The organism is Wolbachia endosymbiont of Tettigetta isshikii, assembly GCF_041154185.1.
GTDB lineage: Bacteria > Pseudomonadota > Alphaproteobacteria > Rickettsiales > Anaplasmataceae > Wolbachia.
This window is the reverse complement of the sequence record NZ_JBFTEN010000020.1, coordinates 1-20,873: the sequence shown is the minus strand read 5'-3', so window position 1 is coordinate 20,873 and position 20,873 is coordinate 1. Positions and strand designations below refer to the sequence as shown.

The following is a 20,873-nucleotide window of genomic DNA, read 5'->3' as shown; positions in this document are numbered from 1 at the left end:
TTCATTCGCCTCTCTATTTCACACATGACGCATAATTGCACCTTTTCCATAACGCTCACTACCTTGGCTCTTTACCAAAGCAGCTTATGGTTGTTTGAAACCTGCTCTTGTAAACCAGCTCCGAGACTCATCTATTGTGCAGCTTCAGCTTACCGCTTCTACCGCACACTCATCCCAGTGCTCTCTTCTCGTCATCCCAGTGCTCTGACACTGGGATCCAGTCTTTCCATAATGATTAAATGGTGTGTTTTAAATTGAGATTAGCTACTTTCTATGTTCACAAAATTAGTTTGCTTGTGAGCAAGCAAACTTTCCTAGATTCCAGCGCTTGACGCTGGAATTACAAAGTTATTGGTATCATCTAAGCGCACTTTTCCCGTCATCCCAGCGCGCGACGCTGGGATCTAGGATACTACTTTAGTAATAAATATTTAAGAAATTCACTAAGCAGAAAAAAAGGCAAAAGAAACCCCGTGGTAGCTAGTTATTTACTACCTATCTTATAACATTGGCGTTTTTGATGTCTTAAACAACTTATAAGCGCATTTGAGCTTGTATAGGTAAAAAAACAGAAGTTTTAAAAAGACATGCAGTGCACATAGTGCGAAAAATTAAACATGAGATGCCAAATATGCTAAGTTTTTTGTCGTTTAATCTGCACAGATTGAAGCTAAATGAATAGCTCCAATACTATATTGAGGGTAACGGCGAAGGTTGTCAAGTAGTTTTTTATGCCGGAACTCTTGAACAAGTTTTTGTTCCTCATGAGTAAATTAATGCTATTCTTTTATTACTGGTCTGAAGTTTTTTATGTTCATACACTTGCGTGTTCACAGTTTTTATTCACTGCTTGAGAGTTCGGTCAAAATTGAGGAGCTGAGTAGCCTTTGTTTGCGGAATAAAATGCCAGCAGTTGCGATAACTGATTCAGGTAACTTATTTGGCTCACTCGAATTTGCAGAATATACGGCAAGTAGAGGAGTACAGCCAATAATAGGATGCAATATTATAGTTCGACACTCAGAACAAAATCTACCCATATTATTACTTGCAAAAAACGAGCGAGGGTACGCTAGTTTGGTCACTTTGGTTAGTGAGTCCTTTAGAAAGCGCAAAAATAGCAACGACATTCCTTACGTTGATTTTGATGAGCTATTAAATTTAAATTCAGGCCTAATCGCCTTAAACGGCGGATATGACGGCATATTGGCTCAACTGTTGTTGAAGCGAGATAAAGAAACGATAAAAAGACTACTCTCAGCATTCAATGGTCATTTATATGTTGAATTGCAGCGTCATGGGCTTAGTAAAGAGTTGGAGCTCGAAGAAACCTTAATAGACTTTGCTTACCAGCACGATATACCGCTGGTTGCAACGAATGATGTATTTTTCCCCAACAGGTCTGACTATGAGGCTTATGATATATTAACGTGCATATCAGAAGGAAGTTATGCTCTTGAGAATAACAGAAAGAAGCTAACTACTGAGCACTATTTCAAATCTGTGGCGGAAATGGAGGAGCTATTTAGCGATATCCCTGAAGCGATTCATAATACCTCAGTAGTAGCCAGACGGTGCTCTTATATGCCAAGAAGTAGGCAGCCTATTTTGCCTAAATTTCCTTGTCGAGAGAATAAAACTGAGAATGAAGAACTGAAGGAACATGCAATTGCGGGGTTGGAGCTTCGTATTTCAAATGAAACGAACATAAACCTTAAGCAATACCACGATCGGTTAAATTACGAACTAAGCGTAATAACTTCAATGAACTACGCTGGCTACTTTTTGATAGTTTCTGATTTCATTCGTTGGAGCAAAGCAAATGGCATTCCAGTTGGTCCAGGAAGAGGTTCTGGTGCTGGATCAATTGTTGCTTGGGCGTTGCAAATTACGGATCTTGATCCGATAAAATTTGGTCTGATCTTTGAAAGATTTTTAAATCCTGATCGTATATCAATGCCTGACTTTGACATCGATTTTTGCCAGGAAAAGAGAGATTTAGTTATTGACTATGTTCGGAAGAAGTATGGTTATGTTGCTCAAATAATTACTTTTGGAAAATTACAGGCAAGAGCTGTACTGCGCGACGTTGGAAGGGTATTGCAGATGCCTTACGCCCAGGTGGATAAAATATCTAAGATGGTTCCGTTTAACCCGGTAAACCCTGTAACTTTATCACAAGCGATAGAGCTTGACCAAAATCTGCAGAAAGAAAGGGATAGCGATGAAGTAATTGCAAAACTCCTTGATATCTCTCTTAAGCTTGAGGGAATATATCGTCATGTTTCAACTCATGCGGCTGGAATTGTGATATGCGATCAAAAGTTAGAAAATTTTGTTCCTGTTTATTATGATCCAAATTCGGCTCTGCCAATTACTCAATACAGCATGAAGTATGTGGAGAAAGCTGGACTAATAAAGTTTGACTTTCTCGGACTTGGTACGCTGACGCTGATAGATCATGTTTGTCGCTTAATTAATCGTAATGAAAGAAAAATTGATATTTCTTCGGTTCCTTTGAATGATCAGAGAACCTATGAAATGCTCTCAAGAGGTGATTCAATTGGAGTGTTCCAGCTTGAAAGTTCGGGAATGAGAGAAGCTTTAATCAAACTAAAACCAGACTGTATTGAAGATATCATTGCTTTGATTTCTCTTTACCGTCCAGGGCCCATGGATAACATTCCAACTTATGTTGCAAGAAAGCACGAACTTGAAAAGCCAGATTATATTCATCCACTACTTGAAGAGGTATTAAAAGAAACATTTGGAGTAATAATCTACCAAGAGCAGGTGATGGAAATAGCGCGTATTCTCTCTGGATATAGCTTAGCTGAAGCAGATCTACTGAGACGTGCTATGGGTAAGAAAATCAAAGAAGAGATGGATAAACAACGCGAACTTTTCATCCAAGGAGCAACAAAAAATGGTGTTGATTATGATAGGGCAAGTTATATTTTTGACCTTGTTGCAAAATTTGCTGGTTATGGGTTTAATAAATCTCACGCAGCCGCATATGCAGTGATATCTTACCAAACGGCTTACCTTAAGGCTAACTATCCGTTGGAATTTTTCACAGCCTTGATGAATCTGAATATCAATGACAGAGACAAACTAAATCTGTTTTATCATGCTGCAAAGTTCAGTGGAGTTTCTGTTCTTTCACCTGATATAAACAAATCTAAAGCTGAATTTTCAATAGAGGGTGAACACATACGCTACGGCATTGCTGCTTTGCGTAATGTTGGTTTTTCTATAGCAGAAGGAGTAGTGAACACACGTTCAAGCGCTTATAAGGACATATGGGAATTCATTCAAAATTCGGGGCATATAATAAATAAAAGAGCATTAGAAAGCCTAATTAAGTCTGGAGCATGTGATAGTGTGCATCAAAAGAGAAAGCAGCTATACGAGTCAATAGACACATTGATTTACTTTGTAAATAAAAATAGGCAGGATAAGGAATCGAATCAAGCTGTTTTGTTTGGCAATCTTGATGTCATCAAGCCAAAACTTGAAGATGTAGAAGACTTCAATGAAGAAGAAAAATTAGAACATGAGTTATTTTCGCTTGGATTTTACTTAACTAATCACCCACTTGAGAAATTTAGGGTCCTTTTGAGAAAATTAAATATTGGATTTATCGGGGAGAGTAAGACAATAAAAACTGCTGGCGTAATATTAAATGCACGTATGAGAACTTCGGAGCGCGGAAGATTTGTTATACTCACGCTTTCTGATCCCCATAATGTTTCTGAAATAGCATTCTATAATAACGAAATAATAGAGGAAAAAAGAAACTTATTTTCGCCCGGAACGTTTGTGATAATTGATCTTGAAGCTTCGGAAAATACGACAAGACTAACAGGAAAGGATATATCTGAATTTACGGAAAGGATCACTTCTGTAATGAAGAGGTTAGTGTTAACTGGGTGTGCAAATTCACAAACAGCTGCTATGGAATTAAGTTCGGTACTGAAAGATGGAGGCAGAACCAAAATCATGCTGGAACTTCTGCTTGAAAAGCATAAAGTGAGTATCTTGTTACCAGGTGTATATTCAATCACCCCTCAAGCTGTTTGTGAGATATCCAATCTAAGTTGGATTAAAGGCATAGAAATTGATACAAATAGCTTGCTTATATAAAAAAGCTTTATATAATGAAATATTTAATCGGTATTAAAGGAAAGCATAGTGAATCTTTATGAATTTACTTTTATAGCACAACAGGGCTTATTACAGCAAGAAGTAGAAGAAATGGTCCAAGAGCTAGGTGTTTTGTTGAAGAACATTAAAGCAGATATTATGCTTCAACAAATCAAGGGCATCCTCAAAGAAGCAAATGACAAGCTTGCGAAACAGGAGTCAGAGGTGCGTGCTAAAAACATTCAAGAAAGTTTAGTTGATTATTCTAATTTTTTGGAAGGTTTTGCAAAAATTCTATGGATCGAGTTAGAAAAAGATCTTTCAAACTTGAAAGAAGTAAAATCAAAAATTGATAAGGAATTGAAGGGTAGTCTAAAAGGTTTAGGAATAACACAAGATTTTATAAAACTTCCAGAGGGTGGTAAGCAAATTGCTAAAAGCGCATTTATTCGCAATACAATAAATACTTTAAAGGAAAATATTTCAGAGCATCTAATAAAGCTTTTTCAGGAGGTTTTACAAGGTTCTGGAATCACAGGTTCCAATCAATTGAGTAAAGCATTAGAGGCGCTTTTAGGCAATATTGAAGCTTCAGGATTGATAAAGTATGAATATTGGGGTCTATTAGACTTCGCGTATCCGATAAATAAGATGAAGAGTGGTCATTATTGTATAATGTGCATAAGTTCTACTTCAAGTATTATGGATGAATTTGTGCGTAGGATAAAGCTTAATGAAAATATCATTCGCCACCTGTCTGTTCGGGTTAATAAATTTTTTGAAGGTAAACCTCATATGATGAATAAAGAAGTTGAGGAGCAAAGCGCATAATGACAAGAAAACGAAGTAATTTTAATGATTCTTATGTATCTGTAAATAACAGGACTGGGTTTAGGCATTCTAAAGTTTGTCCTCTTGCTGCGCTGGGAGATGAAGAAATAGATTATAAAAATACAGATTTATTATCTAAATATATCTCTGACTATGGTAGAATATTACCTAGAAGATTAACAGGTGTGTGTGCAAAAAAACATAGGAAACTGCGCTTAGAAATCATAAGGGCACGTTTTTTATCTCGTATTCCTTACTGTACTAAAAAAGTTTAGGTAATTTATGTTAGTAATTTTAAAGGAAAATGTAAGAACTCTTGGTAAGTTAGGCGAAATTGTGAAGGTAAAACCTGGCTATGCACGCAATTTTCTTTTTCCACAAAAGAAGGCGGTTAAAGCTACTAAGGAGAGTATAGCAAAACTGGAGGAGCAACGTTCCTTTTTAGAAGAAGAGAATATAAGAAAATTGAATTTGACAAAGGAGCTAGCAGCGTCTCTTACTGGTAAGTTTGTGGTGTTGGTAAAGCAAGCTTCCGAGGATGGCAAAATTTTTGGTTCTGTAACAACAAGAGAAATTGCGAAATCTTTGTTGCAGGAGTGTGAAATTGATCACCGTAAAATATCCTTTAATGGAATAAAAATAAGAAACTTAGGTGAGTATCAAGTGGATATAGAACTTCACAGCGAAGTAGTGGTACCAATCACTGTTCATGTTGTAAGATCAGAAACAGATGCGCATGAGTTAAGACAGGTAAAATTACAAAGCCAAAAGTCACAGCAACAAGAGAGTCAGACTGCAGATCAAGAAGATATAAACGATAAGTGACCACTTTCTCGTCATTACGATCTCTAAGATGTCATCCAAGTAGCTGACACTTGAAGTTGTTTGCACTGCTTTATCTTTTCTCGAGTGAACCATTACTAATTCACTAACATACCTTTAGTAAATTTTTCGTTAAAAGTGTCGGCCAAAAGCCGCTCTGGGCAAGGTTTTGCGGGTAGGCTCCGCAGCAAGCAAAAATGTGTTTGCATAATATTCCATAGCAGGCTATAATAGATACAATATCAAGTACTTAACACAGAAAAAGGAAAAGCTATAGCTGGGGAAAAATCAATGCTCACAAGGATAAATTTAAAGAGACAGGCGTTAAAACAGGGTGAAAGCCTCAGAATAAATAGAGAAGATATTATTGAAAAGTTGTACGGTTTATGTTATAATACATATAACATAAAACTTTATGGGAGCTTATTAACACCTTTACGGTTAAGACTTATTAAATATTTGGTACTGTAAAATTGAACTATATGCTTTAATTATGGTAGGCAAAGATATGGCTGATAATTTTTCAAACGACGAAAACGCACTCTTCAAAGCTCAGATTAGAGAGCAAGATTTAGCCGCAAATCAGAAGCTCCAAGAAATCCAAGTAGCTACAGACGAGCTTGCCAGACAGTCAATTATTGATAAGTTAAAAAAGCCTACGACAATGTTACCAAAAGTAATATAGAGTTCAAAAGCGTGATTTCTAGGGCGTTTCTGCGTTCGAAGGCAAATTGAAAAGGTTGAAGTTAGTACCTGGAAGCTGTACGAAAAGCCTCAAAAACTTATTTTCTGGTCTTATCAGCGTAAGAATAATCGGTCCAATCCTTCAACTGTTTTTATTGTAAAAGTTGTAAATATTTTCATAAATCTAAAAACTCACTGCTTATTTCAGAACTGCATCGTGAGTTCCTCAATCAAAAGAATCGGAAGAATTTTTATATTCCTAAAAATATTCATAGGTCTCACAAGATTTAATTTTTTTACTAAATAACTATTATAGGAGAAACATTATATGAAAGCATTAAGAAACACTAATGAAAAAGACATAACTTATGAATCATCATATGGTGAGTTAAAAAACAAGAATCAAGAGAAAATTCTTAAGTTGGCAAGAAAAATAGAGGAGGGAAAAGGTATTGCTGAAAAGTTCAAAAATGGAGTATTACGAAAATCTCATTACAATGCAAAGAAAATTCTTGTGGCGAAAATAACTTATAGAGGTGAAACGTTTACGCTACTAGATCATGCAAAGTTGTATAAAAATAATCAAGCTATAAATAATAGCTTGCAGGAAGCAAAAAAAACAAAAGCTTTCAGAAAATATCCTTAGCATAAAAGCAAATATGGAACAGCAAATCCTATCTCTCATTGTTGTAACAGGGACTGCTACTAATATTAAAGCTACTATAGCTGAAAACAGTGAAAAGTTTTTGGACCCAAATACAACAGCTATAGAACATCAAGATGCTACCACTGAAATCAATAATACCGGGGCTATATCAACTGATGCTAAATTGTGTAAAGATATCAATAAGGGTAGTAAAAATCCGATAATATAGAAAAACACTAACCAATATACGAGAATAGGAAAGAAGCCCTCAATTCAACGGAGACTATTACGCAAGAGCTCAGCGAATCTCCTATAGAAATTAGGACAGAAGATCAAACACAATTATGCTCTTATAGTAAATCTGAAAAAGAAAGCGCTGTAAATAAAAAAGAATGACCATTAAAAAAAGCAACGCACCAAAAAATCATAGTTGGTAGTGTTGGTACGGCATTATTAGTAATGAGTGTTGCATCTTATGTCTTAAAAATGCCTATCATAGCGGTAATTGGCGGAATTATTGGATTAGTGTGTATAAATTTTGCGTTGTATGGTGTACTAAAGCCCAATACCAAACTCGAAGAAATAGAAAAACAGAACAACTTGATATTAAACCCTTTTCCGATTCAAAAGAGTTAACTATTTAGTAGAGCCCTCTTCACTGATTTTTATGTCAGTGTGTATTAAGAATATTGGCTTTTAAGTCCTGCAAAAATTTACAGCAAGAAAGTTGAAAACAAAACCTAGTTACTCTTGCTAACTGACTTCTAAGACCAACTACACAACAGACCTTTTCCACTCTCATTCTAACTTAATCTTTTTGAGACTTTTGACAGTTTAGTAGTACTTAAGAAGAAAAAAAGTGTTTTTTATTGCTGCGTATTGTGGTAACATTGAAGAATTAGTGAGTAGAGTCGTACAACATGCATAGTGGGTTACCAGATGAAAATTTAGATGAAAGATTAATTAACATTTTAAGTTGGTTATCAATCGATAGAAATTTATTAGATTACCTCAGTTGTATTAAATACATAATTTCTCTTCTAAAAGCAGGAGCTAATCCAAATATGCTAGATCAGAGTGGAAATACCCCATTGGAATATATTACTGAAGATGAGTGCTTTCAAGCTATTCAGCCTTTTTGCAGTGGTCCAGGGTCAGAAGAGGATCAGGGATATAATTCAGGTAATTCTTATAAAGATGATGACAAAACAGCTTCTATTGGAGCAAGCAATTGTGACACAAAAGAAAATTCTTATAAAGATGAAGAGAGAATCAGCAATCATTCTGAACAACATTATTTCGATAAGGAGCACAGTTTCACCAATAATTGTCAGGCACCTTCTGATGATAGAGGATATGGCTCTGATGATGAAGACGAGGATTCAAACAGTAGTTCAAGTGATTACCCTTTTCTAAAAGGCTCACTTTTGATGGAGCTAGGAATACTATTGACTGAAGAAGAAAAAAAGTTGATTGATGAATTCTGTAGGGATATGAAGAATGTAGAAAAAGAAAGTGACCGAGAAAGTGCTTTAAGATGTCTCAAACAAATAACAGAAAAATACTTAGGGAGAGGGATAAGGCTGAATTCTTGTTATGGTGATCGTGGTCAAACTGTAACAAATTTAATATTTGAAGAAATGATAGATATTACTAACAATAAAGGTCTGTGTCCTAGTAGTAGAGCGCATCAACTTAGTTGGCAGGATATTTCTTATGTTGATGATAGAGAAGTGTTATCAGACAACAGTGAAAACAGCATGAGAAGTATCATTAGCAATTTATTATTAAAAGGTGGAAAAGTAGAAAAAGGTCTTTTCGATGGTGGTGAACTAGGACATGTAACTTGTGATAACGATTTTGTTAGCAATCTCTTTAAGAGATGTAAGGAAATTAAAAAAGGTCTAGAAGATACAGCGCGTGAAAGTATTGTAAACAAAAGTGAGCGAAAGCATGATTTAAAAGTAGAGGTGGATAACGGATATTTTTATGTGAAATATCCACAGGGCAGCACTATTGAGCCTGCAAAAATTTTAAATAATGAAAAAGCTAAAGGTTTTAATTTAAAAGTTAGCATACTTCAAATCGGGGAAAATGTAGTAAGAGTTGAAAAAAACGAAGATGGAAAAAGAAATTATACATATGTCACACATTGTGATATTGAAATGTCTTTTACTACTGAAGTAGGGGAGATTAGTATTCATCTATGTCCAAGTAAGGAAGGTAATAAAAAAATAGAGGTGAAGATTGACGATGAAAATAAATCAAAGTTTAATAAGTTAAAAGATAAATCAAGTGTAGGAAAAAACTGTCTTTTAGAAGGAGAAAGTGTTTCAAAAGTTATATGTAAAAGTATTGAGAGAAATGATGGTGTGGAGACAACTGAGGATGTTTCATCTGCTCTTAAGCAAGTTTATTTGCCACAGAAAACAATGCACAGAGGTTAAGTTATTAGTTTAACCTTTTAAAGAATCAACTATAATATATACAGGACTATAAATGACCAGCAGACGGCTCAGGCAGTATTGAACAGATATGGCTAAACGGCTTTGAATATGAAGTTTTAATGCCCACAGAAACCCGCCACGATGATCAAGCCTAGTGCAATATTTGCATCGGACAAGGAAACCCAACCCTTTCAGAGTCAGGGATCTTAACCCCAACCCTGATTGAGTGGTTATAGTAGCAAGTTAGGTCAAATCAATAAATCTAAACTATCTCCAGACCCAGCTAGAGATAGATTCTTCCTCTTTAGCTTGTTTTGTAGAACATCTACGTCTTTCTTTATCTAGCCACTGGTGCACATGCTCGGGCTCAGAACTACCGAACTTCTCCTCTTTAGCCACTTCTATAGTTGTCAAGAAATTTTTCTCTAATTCATCTATGTTACTCTTTACATGTAAGACAGAAACAGGGACAAATGCCGCTGTACCAAGAACAGCCAATGGATTTGTTGGACAAATGTCAGATTCATTATTTACCTTCTTCCTAGCTCCAGTATATTGCGTAGCAGAAGAACTCGAAGGTCCTGTTAATTCTGTCTGTGAACATGGAACAAACGGTGATTGTTTTTTTATCCCACCGCTAGTATCAGGAGAACCCTTTTTTGAAGACTTACCAGAAAATCCATCAAACTTACCTGGATGTCGTGATTGATCAAAGGCTCCAACCACGCTATCCAGATAAAGTCTTTTCACATATATGTAATGTAGTGCACTCCAAACGAACTCCACCAGATGCTTACCATTATCAGAAGAAAGGAGTAATTTTGAACATAACTGTTCTCTTTTGTATGAAGAAAAAAAAACTGAGTATAGCTTTTCAATCCCTTCGGGAGTAGAAAGAAGCCTTAACATTTCTGTTCTTTCCGATTCCTTATCATCCATAAAGACTAAATAACGTATAAAATATTCCAAGATTTGCTTTTTCGCTTTAACAGCATCCTTTTGCTTGAGTTTAGGAACATAAACCAAACCATCTTTAAGTTTCAATTGCGGTAGAAATCCTGATATAGTTCTACCTAATGTGTTGCTTAATGTAGGATCGTTATCACTATCAACCGATTCTAGTGAAGAAGACATTGAATCATAACCACTTGTATCCATAGAACTAGGGCCTGACTTGCTTTGCAGTAATCTACTAAACTCATTTTTAATTGATGCAGAACCTAGCAATTTGTCAGCCTCTAGACCTTCATCTGGTATTGAAGATCGCCTGAAATGAAGTGATTTTTTATTTGTATGACCTGCAGGATCACTTATACTTGAGATCATGGAGCAACGTACTTTGTCATTTCGTTCAAAAGGTGCAGGTGTTTCTGCTGACCAACCAATGTTATCATTACTTAGAGAATACACAGGAGAACCCTCTTCTGAAAACTCATTACTATCTCCAAAAAATCTACACCATTTCATCTGGAAGAGATTTTGTTTCTTCTTCGAAGATTCACCCTCAGCTCTATCATCAGTACTTGGCACAATAGGTTCCAGCGGTTCTGATGGAGTGTTACTGCCTGAAGACGAATTACTTTTTGACCCTTTTTTACGGAACCAACCACCTCCATGCTTCTTCGGAGATTTACTCTCAGATTTACTACTGACTCTATCCTCTTCGGATTTTGCTTTAGAACACTCACCACTACGGCTACTTTCATCAGCACCTACCGCAGCAGCGCTTAAGGATTGTTGTGGTGATTGATGGCTCGAATTTACATTGTGGTGCAGGAAGGAAAACACTTCTGTTTCTTTTTTTGCTCCTTGTCCCGAGCCTTGCCTAGGAGACTCCAATTCTGCACCTAACATTTCAGTCGATGGTGATCGCGACAATGACCGCACAAAAAGTTTAGGGTCAATCGTTAATCTATGATCTTTATTAATTACAGAGCTTTCTATGATTTTAGTTACCACACAGTAGGAAACTTGTCGATTATAAAAATCTATTCCATATATTCCACTGCTTCCATTCACTGATAATTCTGCATTAGTCTTACCATCAACATCACTAAACGCAATACCATAAAATACATCATTTATCCTTAAAGCCTCTTCGTTTGTTAATGCCCTAGGCCCTTCACTATCTAATATAACAGGTATAAGAATTGATGCTCCTTTTCCTTTCAAAGGGGGAGCACACATAAAGCCAATTACTATTAGCCCTGTTGACTGATTAATAAACTCTATTATCAAATCTTTAAATGCTTTTACATCACTACGATCTTTGCTACTAGCCTGAAGACTACGGCCTATAAACAACGTATTACGTTGTGTTATACTGTCAATGAGACAAACATCATCAAAAATGTTCCTGATATACACATCACTACTTTTAACCTTCAAAAGTTTATTAGGATACCTCGATAAAAACATATCTTTAAATTGCTCACATAATTCTTTATTACCAAATTTACCGTGCCACAGATATTCTTTCTTGTTAAATGCATTAGTGAATACGCTACAAATTGACATATCTTCTAAAACATCCTTTTTAATCGAAGAAGCTAAGTGAGACTTTAAATTAAAAACTACACCCTTATCTACACGTATTGAAAATTTAAACCTATGCTGTTTATCTCTCAATAACTTTCCTTTACTTATGTTGAACGGAAAAGACTTAATATCAAAGATTAGCTTAGCTGTATCTAATATTTCTTTATCATTATCTTCTTCAATTTGGTAGAAATCGCCTATTATCTTCCTCTTTATACTGTCCAGATACCTGTCACACTGGTAACGATCCATATCTTTATCAAATAAGACTACGAGATAATCCTTCTCACCATGGCTTTGCAGTATAAAATTAGTTTCAATTGTATCAGAAAAGCGATTATTCACATTAAAAGCCCTAATTAATGCTTCTACTGTTTCTCTTGTGTAAAGCATACACCCCCCATATTTTTAAATTACAATAACTATTTTTTTCTACCACTACCTACTCATAGAACTGCCAGAATTATTTCTCTGCTCAGACTGACGTTTTCTTTCTTGTATTTCCTTTGCTTTGTGACTATGATCATCATATCTTGTTCCTTTAACTTGCTGAAATATTCCACCCCCTGGATTTGTATTCTCACGTTTCCACTGTTCTCTTTTTTCTTTATAATTATTCATATTAACCTCTAGTAAAAATATTATGTAATCAGTATGCTACAAATAAATTATTAGTGCAAACATTTTTTTTATATTTTTTTCGAAAAACTTTATTCGCCTTTTTTATATTCCTATATTCCAGCGTCATGCGCTAGGAGACATAAAAAATCCAAAACCCCTTGTTTTATTAACTACCTCAAACAACCCTAGAATGCTGTCAAAGTACTCAACATTAGAACCTAGCTTATCAAAAAATTCTAGGTGCTTTGCTATTCTTTCCTCTTACAGGTTTTCCCGATACATCAGTAAATTTTGTTCTAGGATTCTCTTGAGTATTATTTACAGAACTTTGCTTATGTTCATAATCAGCACCTTTCCAGGTATCCATGCTGGAAAAATTAAACCCGCAATCAGTGACAGATTCTTTGTAAGCATTAGGATTTTTATTCATTTTCTTATGATTACTGCATTCTTGAGAATCCTTCCTTTGCTTCTGCCCCATCGTATTCTTTGCAGGTTGCTTAGGAGCAGGTGGAGGCGCAGCTCCCTTCGGTTCTTGCGCTGGCTGTGTTGGTTTTTTATTTTCGTTCTCTTGTTTTCTTTCTACTTCTGGTTTTAGTCCCCCACTACTTCCCTTATTCATATCATCTTTGGGCACAGGAGGCAATATATCTTTCAGGGGATTTGGCAAAAGATGAAGCTCTGGTTTAGATAGAGTGATTGGCTTCGCAACACCAGATGAAAAATCAAAGAGAGAGACTGGAACGGTAGGCTTTTCTTTTGGATCTACTTTTATTTCTAGGTTTTCATGAACTTCTTCAGCTGCTTCTTTTTCTTTCGCTGATGATTTTTCTTTACCTTCTTCTTTGGTTGTTTCCACTGAAGCTGTCAGCTCAACTGAAAAGATCTCAGCAAACATCGCAATAACTGCACAAACTGTAAAAATTTGAAGCTTTAATTTCAAATTACGAAGAGCCTCAAGACGCCCCAATATTGCCACCTCCTCTTCCTGGAAGAGATTATCATCAAACAATCTCTTAAAAAGTCTTTCTATCTCCTGATCGATCTTTTGCTGGAAACTCAAATCGCGAGAGAAGATTGCCTTGATTAGCTTATTAAATTTATCCCGTAAAAACTTTATAACTGTAGCAACCCACGCTTCCTTCTCTTCCTCTTCGCATCTTTTTATCACCCTGTAGACTTGCGGATCCGTCTCTACTCCAAGCTCGCTATCCATGAAGTTGAAAAATTTAAAAAGCTTCACCAGAAAACCATCTATGCCACTTGTAAAATTATTTTCATTTTCCACAGCACTTTCGACACGGGATAAGATGTCCTCGACTCTGCCAGAAGCTTCCTGCTCAAGCTTGAGTTTAAGTTTCTCGTGCTCGACCTCTGCTTGTCTTAACTTATCAATAATTGCCTGTCTAGCAAGCTCGTCTGCAGCTCCTTGGATTTCTTGCAACTTCGCCTGTGAGGCTAAGTCTGCTTCTCTGATACGTGCCTTGTAGATTGAGCTATCGCTATTTTTTGGAAAATCCCTCACCATTTTTGCTCCTTCAACATTTTATTAGTTCAACTCTACAGTACCAAATATCTAATAAGTCTTAATCGTAATGTTGTAAATAAACTTTTATATTATCCATATTATACCATATACTATACAACCTTTCAATAATATCTTCTCTATTTATCTTGAGATTTTCAACCTGTTTTAATGCCAGTTTCCTTAAGTTTATCCTTGTGAGCATTGATTTTTCCACAGCTATAGCTTTTCCTTTTTCTATGTTAAGTACTTGATATTGTATCTATTATAGCCTGCTATGGAATATTATGCAAACACATTTTTACTTGCTGCAAAACCCACTTGCAAAACCTTGCCAAGAGCGGCTTTGTGCTGACATCTTTAACGAAAAATTTACCAATTGACTCGTTATTTTATGGCTTGAACAATGGCGGTGTTGTTTAAGTCTTTAGTAATAAGTACTACTGAATTAATATGAATTCATTCAAGAAAAGATAAAGTAGCACAAGCAACCAATTTTACTACCGTGGTTAAAATTCTGCAGCTTCTTAACGTTCACCCAGGTTTTGAAGCACTACTGCCACATTATTCTGAGTTACTGAAGTGTCTTGGTGGTTTGGACCTAAAATTACTCTTTGAACATCAAGTATCTCAGTGCAAAGCCTCTTCGTATTTGCCTCGTTTGGAAAGCACTACTGCCATATATCAACCTATTCTAAATAAACTTCTTCTCACAACCCTTGGTTTTTGTTGCTAAATATTGGTATATTGATTAATATCTTAATACAAACAACTTAGAAGTGTTACAGACGTTGAATATTTTCCCATTCTGACCTTTTACCATATATCAAGGCCTGATCTCTGGACTCCGGATCTTCTTTGCTGTTCCATTTCACACCAACTAGGCACTTTTTGTTGATTAGGTGAGATAATTTGTTCAGAAAGTGGAGGCATTTTTCCATGCCTTTCAAAACATCCTTGTTCAATAGTTTCATACACTGAACGACCACCAAAAAAGCAATCCTTTCCTATTCCTTCTTTCTCACTTTTTAAATCTTCCCACTTCTTTTTATCTATTACTTCTACTCTTATCTTATTTTCATCTTGAGGGTATAAGTTTACTTGTAATTCCCCTAGACTAGTAGGAAAAATTATTGCCATACCACTACTACCTTCAAGGTTAGTATAATTCCTCTTACCATTTTCCGTTATAATTTCTACTTCGCTTTTGTCAATTTTTATTATATTCCTTCCATATCCTGCTTCTCCTTGAGTAATCCCTAACTTTCTCCCTCAATCTGTTATTTTTGCTACTTGTACTCTACTGTTCTCTGAATACTCCAAGTAGAGAATAGAGTTATCCATTTTTGCATCTTTTACCTTACCACTTGTTGCACCTTTGGCAACTTCCATAAACTTTTTATCTTGATTACTATAGCATATAGATGCATTTTTCATATTATCTTTGTGGCCTGCAAACTCTTCCAGTTCATCAATTACAAACTTACTATATATATTGTGTAACACTGCTCCTTTTGATACTAAGCAACATACTATATTACTAGCAATTTCTATATCTTCTCTATTTTTGAAGTTACTTTTTAATTCATTAATTCGTCTTATCACATAATCTGCAAAGCCATATTTATTTTCATACTTTTTGTTATATAAACTCCCCTTTTTAGCAAAGTTCAACCTGACTCCATCCACCATAGCTTCTTTTACAACTTGTCTTAGCTCATTCATACCTTTGGCTGTACTTACCCTACCTAAAAACGTTTCTAACTTCTCCCGTTGCTGTGCTATTAAATTGTCCCACAGAGTGCGAGATTTTAATGAACTTTCCTCTCTACCTGAACTTTCAGTTACTACTGTTTCTGACAGTAACCTTTTTGTTTCTTCACAAGGAATATTTCTAACGTATTGGAGAATTTTTAATTTTCCTTCATTATCATGAAGTTTTAAAATCCTTTCGAAATTTTTATTCTTCTTATATTTCTTTAATAAACCTTTTAATTTGTTAACGTCTCCAAAAGCCTTGTACAAACTCTCCTGCAAAACTTTTTGTTCTTCGGTTAAAAGTAATTCTTCAATATCATAGTTATGATTCTCAATTGCAATGTCTAGAGAGGTTTTGCCTTCATTATCCTGCTCATTAAGTTCAGCTTCTCCTCTAAGAGAGCTTATAATATTCTTATCAATAGCATAATGTAAAGGCGTTTTTCCTCTATAGTCTTTTAATTTAGGATTAGCGTTTGCTTGCAAAAGTAACTTCACGCATTCTTCTTTCTGGTCAATACTTGATATTACATGCAATAACGTCAATTTAGACCCTCCTCTTTGCAGATTAAGAACTTTTTCTAAATCTTGATTATTTGCGTTATCCTTTAAGAATGTTTCAAGCTCTGTATCAACATCCTTATCAACACTAGAAACGTCTTTAATAAGACTTAACAATTTTGCGTTCAATTTTTTCCGGTCATCTGTTAAACCAGACATATCATAAAACCATGTCCATATTAAATTATCAAACGTACTTTTTTCAACAGAATCAACTAAAGAACAATTACCACGTAGCAGTAACAAGTGTTTGAGTATCTCATATTCAGCATCAACTTGCTTCCTTTCTTGTTGTGTTTTCTCTGGATGCTCATATTCAATATCTTTGATTACTTTAGCTATACACTCTAAAGTTTCAATATCTTGATTTCCCAGTAAAGGATCTGCTACTTTTTCAAGTAGAGTCTTTATACATCTATATGTTTACGTTTAGCAGCACGGTATAATGGGGTATACCCTTCCTTATCCATTTTATTAACGTCTGTTTTGTTTTCCAGCAAAACCTTTACTATCGCTATATGACCATAGTCAGCAGCACAGCTTAGTAGTAACTCATTTTCATCTGCTACATTTAAATTCTCCTTGTTTGCTATTAAGACCTTCACTATCTCTGTATAGCCAGAATCAGCAGCATACTGTAATGGAATACCATTACACTTATCTTTCACGTAGAAATTTGCCTTGTTTCTCATTAGAACTTCCACCATCTCTTTTTTGTAATTGGGAACAGTCATGTAATTGTGAATAGCCAGATGTAATGAAGTCAGCCCAGCATTATTTATTTTATCAACATTTGCTTTTTCATTTGCTCTTGCCATTAAAGCCTTTACTATCTCTACATGGCCTTTATCAACAGCCAAGTGTAATGCAGTGCGCCCGATTTTTCTGCTATATTAACATCTACTCTTGCATCTTCCATCAGAGCACTTACTACCTTTAAATGGCCATTCATAGCAGCCCAGTGCAATATAGTTAAATCATCTTTATCTACTATATTAATCTTTGCTCCTCGTTCTATTAAAGTATCTAATAGCTCTAGATGGCCATTCTTAACAACTAAGCATAGATTGTTTTTTGCTTCAAGCAGTATATTATCTCTATCTTGCTCTCTCTTTATAATATCCATTATCTCTTTTTTGTCTGGTTTAGCAATCAAATCTAATGTAGAATAAACCTCTATCCACATTTTGTTTCTTAGTGTTTCTATTACCTCATGTAATTGATTAATCAATAGATTTTGATTATTCACCACATCAGCACTTTGCCCTACTATTATTAATTCCTCTTTCTTTTCACATGCTTTTATATAACTTTGAATAGTCAGATTTAATGGTGTTTTTTATCTGTATCCAATGCTTTAACCTTTGCTTCACTTGCTATTAAAGCATTCACTATCTTACTATAGCCATTTCTAGCAGCCCAATGTAAAGCAGTGCAACTTTCTTTATCAGCTTGATTAACCTCAACACGCTTTTGTTCTATAAGGTATTTGACTATATCTAAACAACCATTTAAAGCAGCTATATGCAACAACGTACATTCATCATTGAACATATAGTTCATATCAAATCCATTGTTACCCCATTTTTAATATGTATCTAAATCTTTTTCTTTTAACTCCTCTTTTATTTTGTCAATTATATTACTTTCGTTAATATTTACTTTACTTAATATTTCTAACCACTGATCGTATTCCACAACTTTTACCTCAACTATATACTTTGCAATACTATAACTAAAAAAGTTTGGTTCCATAAAAAAATAACAAACTTGTTGCGTAGCTCATTATATGAACTCTTACTATGATATCATATAAAGCATTTGACAGCTACTGAATTAGTCACCAGAACATTCCAATAATATATTAATTAGATGGTAAAATGAACTTTAACCAATATGTAAAAGGTAACGCTTTAGAGCACATTTCAGAAATAAGAACCAAGATACAAGACTATATGAATAGAAACATTCAACATTTTTATTTTTGGTCTATTTTTTAAAATTTTAATATGTTGAGCAAAAAATGACCTCCATAGAAGAGCTTACAATGGTTTGTACAGTTAATACATCAAGTCCAGGAATTTCTGTGAAATCCACGCCAGTTATTCGATACAGTTCCTCATGCAAAGCAAAATCTGGCTTACTTCTGCTATACCTATTCTTTTCCTTACTCAGTTGTTTACTTTCACAAGACTTTGTTTCAAATGTTTTATAATAAGCCTGTAGAAGAAAGTATACAGCAAATTCGGGAAGTCTGAACTCAAGTTGCGAAGAATGTTGGTAAGTAGGAGAGAGCTGGTATACCTACAATCTTGAGAACGCAGTTTCAATTAACTAAATCTTAGTAGCATTTTTAGAATAAAGAAGTTATAATATTAACTGATAGTGAGAAGGATAACTATGTATATGTTTAATCAACAGTTAGCTGACGCTACGAGGCATGCTAATCTTGAGAAGATAAGAGAACTCATTTACAATTGCGATTTTGCTAATTTTAAATCCGCCACCGATCGTGGAAGGACTGTTTTACACTTAATTGCTGAGAAAGGTCACTTAGATATAGTTGAGTATCTTGTAGACAAGAAAAAGGCTGATTTTAATATTAAGGATAATGATGGAAGGACTCCTTTACATTTTGCCGCTTCTAATGGTCGTCTAGAAATAGTTCAATACCTTATTGACAAGAAGAAAGCTGATTTCACCGTCAAGTCCAATTTTGGCAAGACCCCTTTATATAAAGCTATTTCTGTTGGTTAGTTCGATGTAGCAAAATACCTTATTAATGAAGAAGCAGGTGTCAGCATAAAAATTCCTGAAGGCAAAACAGCTTTAGATGTTCTGATGGATATTGCAACAGAAATGGGCTTTACCAATATGACAAAACTTTTTCGTAATCAAGAATTAATTGATACTGCAGGACAAGGTAACCTTAACAAGGTTAAAGAACTCATTGACAATGGAGCTGATCTTAATACTGTCGACAATTACGATATGACTCCTTTACACTATGCTGCTACAAGTGGTAATTTGAATATAATAGAATACTTGATAGAATGTTTAGAAAAAGTAAACCCTAGTAAATTAAATAAATTTATTAATGCCAGAGCTAAAAATGGCATGACTCCTTTTCATTGTGCTAATGAAAATGGTAAGTTGAATGTAGTAAAATGCCTTGTGAAAAAAGGTGTAAATGACAAACGTGTAGTGACACATAATCTGATATTACCAATTATGTTTTTTACTGGAAGAGGTAGGCAGTTAAAAGCTTTACATGATAAATTACAAAGTGGTAGTCCAGCTACTTCTATTATTGGTCTTGTGGGATAGGTAAAAATGAACTAGCTAGAAAATATGCCATTGAATATTACAAACACTATAATAATGTTATATGGATAAATGCTAAAACACAAGAAAGCCTAAAAAAATTGTTTCAAGAATTAGCTGAAGAGTTAAAAATTCGTGTCAAAGAAAAGAGAGATAAAAAGCTAGAAGAAAGGGATATTAAATCTATCGTCAATGATGTATATGAATATTTTCACGTTATAAATGGTCTTTTTATTTTTGACAATGCTAAAGGTTATAAGGATATCAATGAGTTTTTACCATCATCTTTTTCTTCATTTTCTGGTGATGAGAAACTTTATATCCTTATCACCTCCCGTAACCAGGAATGGAAAGAAAATATAGAAGTATTACCATTAGATGTATTTACTAGTAAAGAGGCAACGAAGTTTATCAAAGAGTTCTTGAAGATAATAAGCAGCGAACAAGATAAAAATATAAAAGAGTTAGTAGAAAAACTGCAATATTATCCGTTATCTCTACGTCAAGTATTGTTATACATTGAAGATAGAAATGAAAAATTGAAACTTAGGGGTGAAAAAAGCTTGAGATTAGAGATGCCTTAGAAGAATATGAAAAAACACCAAAAAAAGTTGCTTGATTTTAAGTTAGGTCCTGAGTTTAGAAGTGGTCGTTATACTAAAACGACATTTACAACTTTGGAAGTTACAATTGTAAATATAAAACAAAAGGAATGCGGGCAAGAAGCATTGAATATTTTGGAAGTGGCAGCTTATTTTGCTACTAATGAAATTCCTATAGAAAAACTCTTTTCAAAACTAACAGCAGATAAAGTTGATGAGTTTTCAATGAAAAAGTATCTAACGATTTGTTTCTGATAAATGAAGAGCATAAAGATTGTAAGTTAAAAACGTGATATAAAAGAGATAAGAGAGAAAGATAACCCTACTCACTATAGGAATAGAGTTATCATGGGCGTGTGCGACCGAGA

20 protein-coding genes and 1 pseudogene are annotated in these 20,873 nt (G+C 34.7%); 12 read left to right on the top strand and 9 right to left on the bottom strand.

Annotated features, from left to right (window positions below; genetic code table 11):
- Positions 1 to 810 precede the first annotated feature (810 nt).
- The 8 genes from dnaE to AB6N09_RS04425 all read left to right on the top strand — a co-directional run bounded on the left by dnaE (position 811) and on the right by AB6N09_RS04425 (position 9,576).
- Complete coding sequence (dnaE, locus tag AB6N09_RS04460; RefSeq protein ID WP_411131740.1) at positions 811 to 4,146, top strand: DNA polymerase III subunit alpha; 3,336 nt, start codon at positions 811 to 813, stop codon at positions 4,144 to 4,146.
- 48 nt (positions 4,147 to 4,194) lie between these two features.
- Complete coding sequence (rpsF, locus tag AB6N09_RS04455) at positions 4,195 to 4,977, top strand: 30S ribosomal protein S6 (protein WP_411131739.1); 783 nt, start codon at positions 4,195 to 4,197, stop codon at positions 4,975 to 4,977.
- Positions 4,977 to 5,252 (top strand): 30S ribosomal protein S18, encoded by a 276-nt coding sequence (gene rpsR, locus AB6N09_RS04450; RefSeq protein ID WP_411131738.1) that lies wholly within the window; start codon positions 4,977 to 4,979, stop codon positions 5,250 to 5,252. Before rpsF ends, rpsR begins: the two co-directional genes overlap by 1 nt.
- 7 nt (positions 5,253 to 5,259) lie before the next feature.
- Positions 5,260 to 5,802, top strand: coding sequence for a 50S ribosomal protein L9 (gene rplI, locus AB6N09_RS04445; protein WP_411131737.1), 543 nt, complete (start codon positions 5,260 to 5,262; stop codon positions 5,800 to 5,802).
- A 505-nt stretch (positions 5,803 to 6,307) separates the two neighbouring features.
- Complete coding sequence (locus tag AB6N09_RS04440; protein WP_411131736.1) at positions 6,308 to 6,484, top strand: hypothetical protein; 177 nt, start codon at positions 6,308 to 6,310, stop codon at positions 6,482 to 6,484.
- A gap of 327 nt (positions 6,485 to 6,811) precedes the next feature.
- A complete protein-coding gene (locus AB6N09_RS04435) occupies positions 6,812 to 7,129 on the top strand; it encodes a hypothetical protein (RefSeq protein WP_411131735.1) in 318 nt (105 codons plus the stop codon).
- 13 nt (positions 7,130 to 7,142) lie between these two features.
- The gene (locus AB6N09_RS04430) at positions 7,143 to 7,358 is read left to right on the top strand and encodes a hypothetical protein (protein ID WP_411131734.1); all 216 of its coding nucleotides are present in this window, start codon (positions 7,143 to 7,145) and stop codon (positions 7,356 to 7,358) included.
- Between the two features lie 691 nt (positions 7,359 to 8,049).
- On the top strand, positions 8,050 to 9,576 hold the full coding sequence (locus tag AB6N09_RS04425; protein ID WP_411131733.1) for a hypothetical protein: 1,527 nt from the start codon (positions 8,050 to 8,052) through the stop codon (positions 9,574 to 9,576).
- A 267-nt stretch (positions 9,577 to 9,843) separates the two neighbouring features.
- Here the strand turns inward: AB6N09_RS04425 and AB6N09_RS04420 are convergent, their stop codons facing one another.
- The 9 genes and pseudogenes from AB6N09_RS04420 to AB6N09_RS04380 form a co-directional block, all read right to left on the bottom strand.
- On the bottom strand, positions 9,844 to 12,507 hold the full coding sequence (locus AB6N09_RS04420; RefSeq protein ID WP_411131732.1) for a hypothetical protein: 2,664 nt from the start codon (positions 12,505 to 12,507) through the stop codon (positions 9,844 to 9,846).
- 45 nt (positions 12,508 to 12,552) lie between these two features.
- Positions 12,553 to 12,735: a hypothetical protein gene (locus AB6N09_RS04415; RefSeq protein ID WP_411131731.1), complete on the bottom strand. Its 183-nt coding sequence runs from the start codon at positions 12,733 to 12,735 to the stop codon at positions 12,553 to 12,555.
- 226 nt (positions 12,736 to 12,961) lie between these two features.
- Entirely contained in the window at positions 12,962 to 14,263 is a 1,302-nt protein-coding gene (locus tag AB6N09_RS04410; RefSeq protein WP_411131730.1) for a hypothetical protein, read from the bottom strand.
- Between the two features lie 813 nt (positions 14,264 to 15,076).
- Positions 15,077 to 15,400: a hypothetical protein gene (locus AB6N09_RS04405; RefSeq protein WP_411131729.1), complete on the bottom strand. Its 324-nt coding sequence runs from the start codon at positions 15,398 to 15,400 to the stop codon at positions 15,077 to 15,079.
- 132 nt (positions 15,401 to 15,532) lie between these two features.
- Entirely contained in the window at positions 15,533 to 16,738 is a 1,206-nt protein-coding gene (locus AB6N09_RS04400; protein WP_411131728.1) for an ankyrin repeat domain-containing protein, read from the bottom strand.
- A 248-nt stretch (positions 16,739 to 16,986) separates the two neighbouring features.
- The gene (locus AB6N09_RS04395) at positions 16,987 to 17,439 is read right to left on the bottom strand and encodes an ankyrin repeat domain-containing protein (protein WP_411131727.1); all 453 of its coding nucleotides are present in this window, start codon (positions 17,437 to 17,439) and stop codon (positions 16,987 to 16,989) included.
- On the bottom strand, positions 17,415 to 17,831 hold the full coding sequence (locus tag AB6N09_RS04390; RefSeq protein ID WP_411131726.1) for an ankyrin repeat domain-containing protein: 417 nt from the start codon (positions 17,829 to 17,831) through the stop codon (positions 17,415 to 17,417). The genes AB6N09_RS04395 and AB6N09_RS04390 overlap by 25 nt, the downstream gene beginning before the upstream one ends.
- A gap of 74 nt (positions 17,832 to 17,905) precedes the next feature.
- Positions 17,906 to 18,145 (bottom strand): annotated as a pseudogene (locus tag AB6N09_RS04385) (ankyrin repeat domain-containing protein); the annotation flags it as partial.
- 21 nt (positions 18,146 to 18,166) lie between these two features.
- Positions 18,167 to 18,334, bottom strand: coding sequence for a hypothetical protein (locus AB6N09_RS04380; RefSeq protein ID WP_411131724.1), 168 nt, complete (start codon positions 18,332 to 18,334; stop codon positions 18,167 to 18,169).
- Between the two features lie 651 nt (positions 18,335 to 18,985).
- On the opposite strand from AB6N09_RS04380, the gene AB6N09_RS04375 reads away from it, so the two are divergent.
- The 4 genes from AB6N09_RS04375 to AB6N09_RS04360 all read left to right on the top strand — a co-directional run bounded on the left by AB6N09_RS04375 (position 18,986) and on the right by AB6N09_RS04360 (position 20,760).
- Positions 18,986 to 19,336 (top strand): ankyrin repeat domain-containing protein, encoded by a 351-nt coding sequence (locus AB6N09_RS04375; RefSeq protein WP_411131723.1) that lies wholly within the window; start codon positions 18,986 to 18,988, stop codon positions 19,334 to 19,336.
- Between the two features lie 84 nt (positions 19,337 to 19,420).
- Positions 19,421 to 19,906 (top strand): ankyrin repeat domain-containing protein, encoded by a 486-nt coding sequence (locus AB6N09_RS04370; protein WP_411131722.1) that lies wholly within the window; start codon positions 19,421 to 19,423, stop codon positions 19,904 to 19,906.
- The gene (locus AB6N09_RS04365) at positions 19,903 to 20,487 is read left to right on the top strand and encodes an NB-ARC domain-containing protein (protein ID WP_411131741.1); all 585 of its coding nucleotides are present in this window, start codon (positions 19,903 to 19,905) and stop codon (positions 20,485 to 20,487) included. The genes AB6N09_RS04370 and AB6N09_RS04365 overlap by 4 nt, the downstream gene beginning before the upstream one ends.
- Before the next feature lie 6 nt (positions 20,488 to 20,493).
- The gene (locus tag AB6N09_RS04360; RefSeq protein WP_411131721.1) at positions 20,494 to 20,760 is read left to right on the top strand and encodes a hypothetical protein; all 267 of its coding nucleotides are present in this window, start codon (positions 20,494 to 20,496) and stop codon (positions 20,758 to 20,760) included.
- Positions 20,761 to 20,873 lie beyond the last annotated feature (113 nt).

Bases quoted from the DNA above. Each gene is read 5' to 3' on its own strand.
- AB6N09_RS04375 (WP_411131723.1), top strand. From the start codon at position 18,986: ATGTTTAATCAACAGTTAGCTGACGCTACGAGGCATGCTAATCTTGAG.
- AB6N09_RS04400 (WP_411131728.1), bottom strand. From the start codon at position 16,738: ATGTCTGGTTTAACAGATGACCGGAAAAAATTGAACGCAAAATTGTTA.
- rplI (WP_411131737.1), top strand. From the start codon at position 5,260: ATGTTAGTAATTTTAAAGGAAAATGTAAGAACTCTTGGTAAGTTAGGC.
- dnaE (WP_411131740.1), top strand. From the start codon at position 811: ATGTTCATACACTTGCGTGTTCACAGTTTTTATTCACTGCTTGAGAGT.
- AB6N09_RS04370 (WP_411131722.1), top strand. From the start codon at position 19,421: ATGGATATTGCAACAGAAATGGGCTTTACCAATATGACAAAACTTTTT.
- AB6N09_RS04380 (WP_411131724.1), bottom strand. From the start codon at position 18,334: ATGGAACCAAACTTTTTTAGTTATAGTATTGCAAAGTATATAGTTGAG.
- AB6N09_RS04420 (WP_411131732.1), bottom strand. From the start codon at position 12,507: ATGCTTTACACAAGAGAAACAGTAGAAGCATTAATTAGGGCTTTTAAT.
- AB6N09_RS04430 (WP_411131734.1), top strand. From the start codon at position 7,143: ATGGAACAGCAAATCCTATCTCTCATTGTTGTAACAGGGACTGCTACT.
- AB6N09_RS04360 (WP_411131721.1), top strand. From the start codon at position 20,494: ATGAAAAAACACCAAAAAAAGTTGCTTGATTTTAAGTTAGGTCCTGAG.
- AB6N09_RS04425 (WP_411131733.1), top strand. From the start codon at position 8,050: ATGCATAGTGGGTTACCAGATGAAAATTTAGATGAAAGATTAATTAAC.
- AB6N09_RS04440 (WP_411131736.1), top strand. From the start codon at position 6,308: ATGGCTGATAATTTTTCAAACGACGAAAACGCACTCTTCAAAGCTCAG.
- AB6N09_RS04410 (WP_411131730.1), bottom strand. From the start codon at position 14,263: ATGGTGAGGGATTTTCCAAAAAATAGCGATAGCTCAATCTACAAGGCA.
- AB6N09_RS04415 (WP_411131731.1), bottom strand. From the start codon at position 12,735: ATGAATAATTATAAAGAAAAAAGAGAACAGTGGAAACGTGAGAATACA.
- AB6N09_RS04435 (WP_411131735.1), top strand. From the start codon at position 6,812: ATGAAAGCATTAAGAAACACTAATGAAAAAGACATAACTTATGAATCA.
- rpsR (WP_411131738.1), top strand. From the start codon at position 4,977: ATGACAAGAAAACGAAGTAATTTTAATGATTCTTATGTATCTGTAAAT.
- AB6N09_RS04405 (WP_411131729.1), bottom strand. From the start codon at position 15,400: ATGGCAATAATTTTTCCTACTAGTCTAGGGGAATTACAAGTAAACTTA.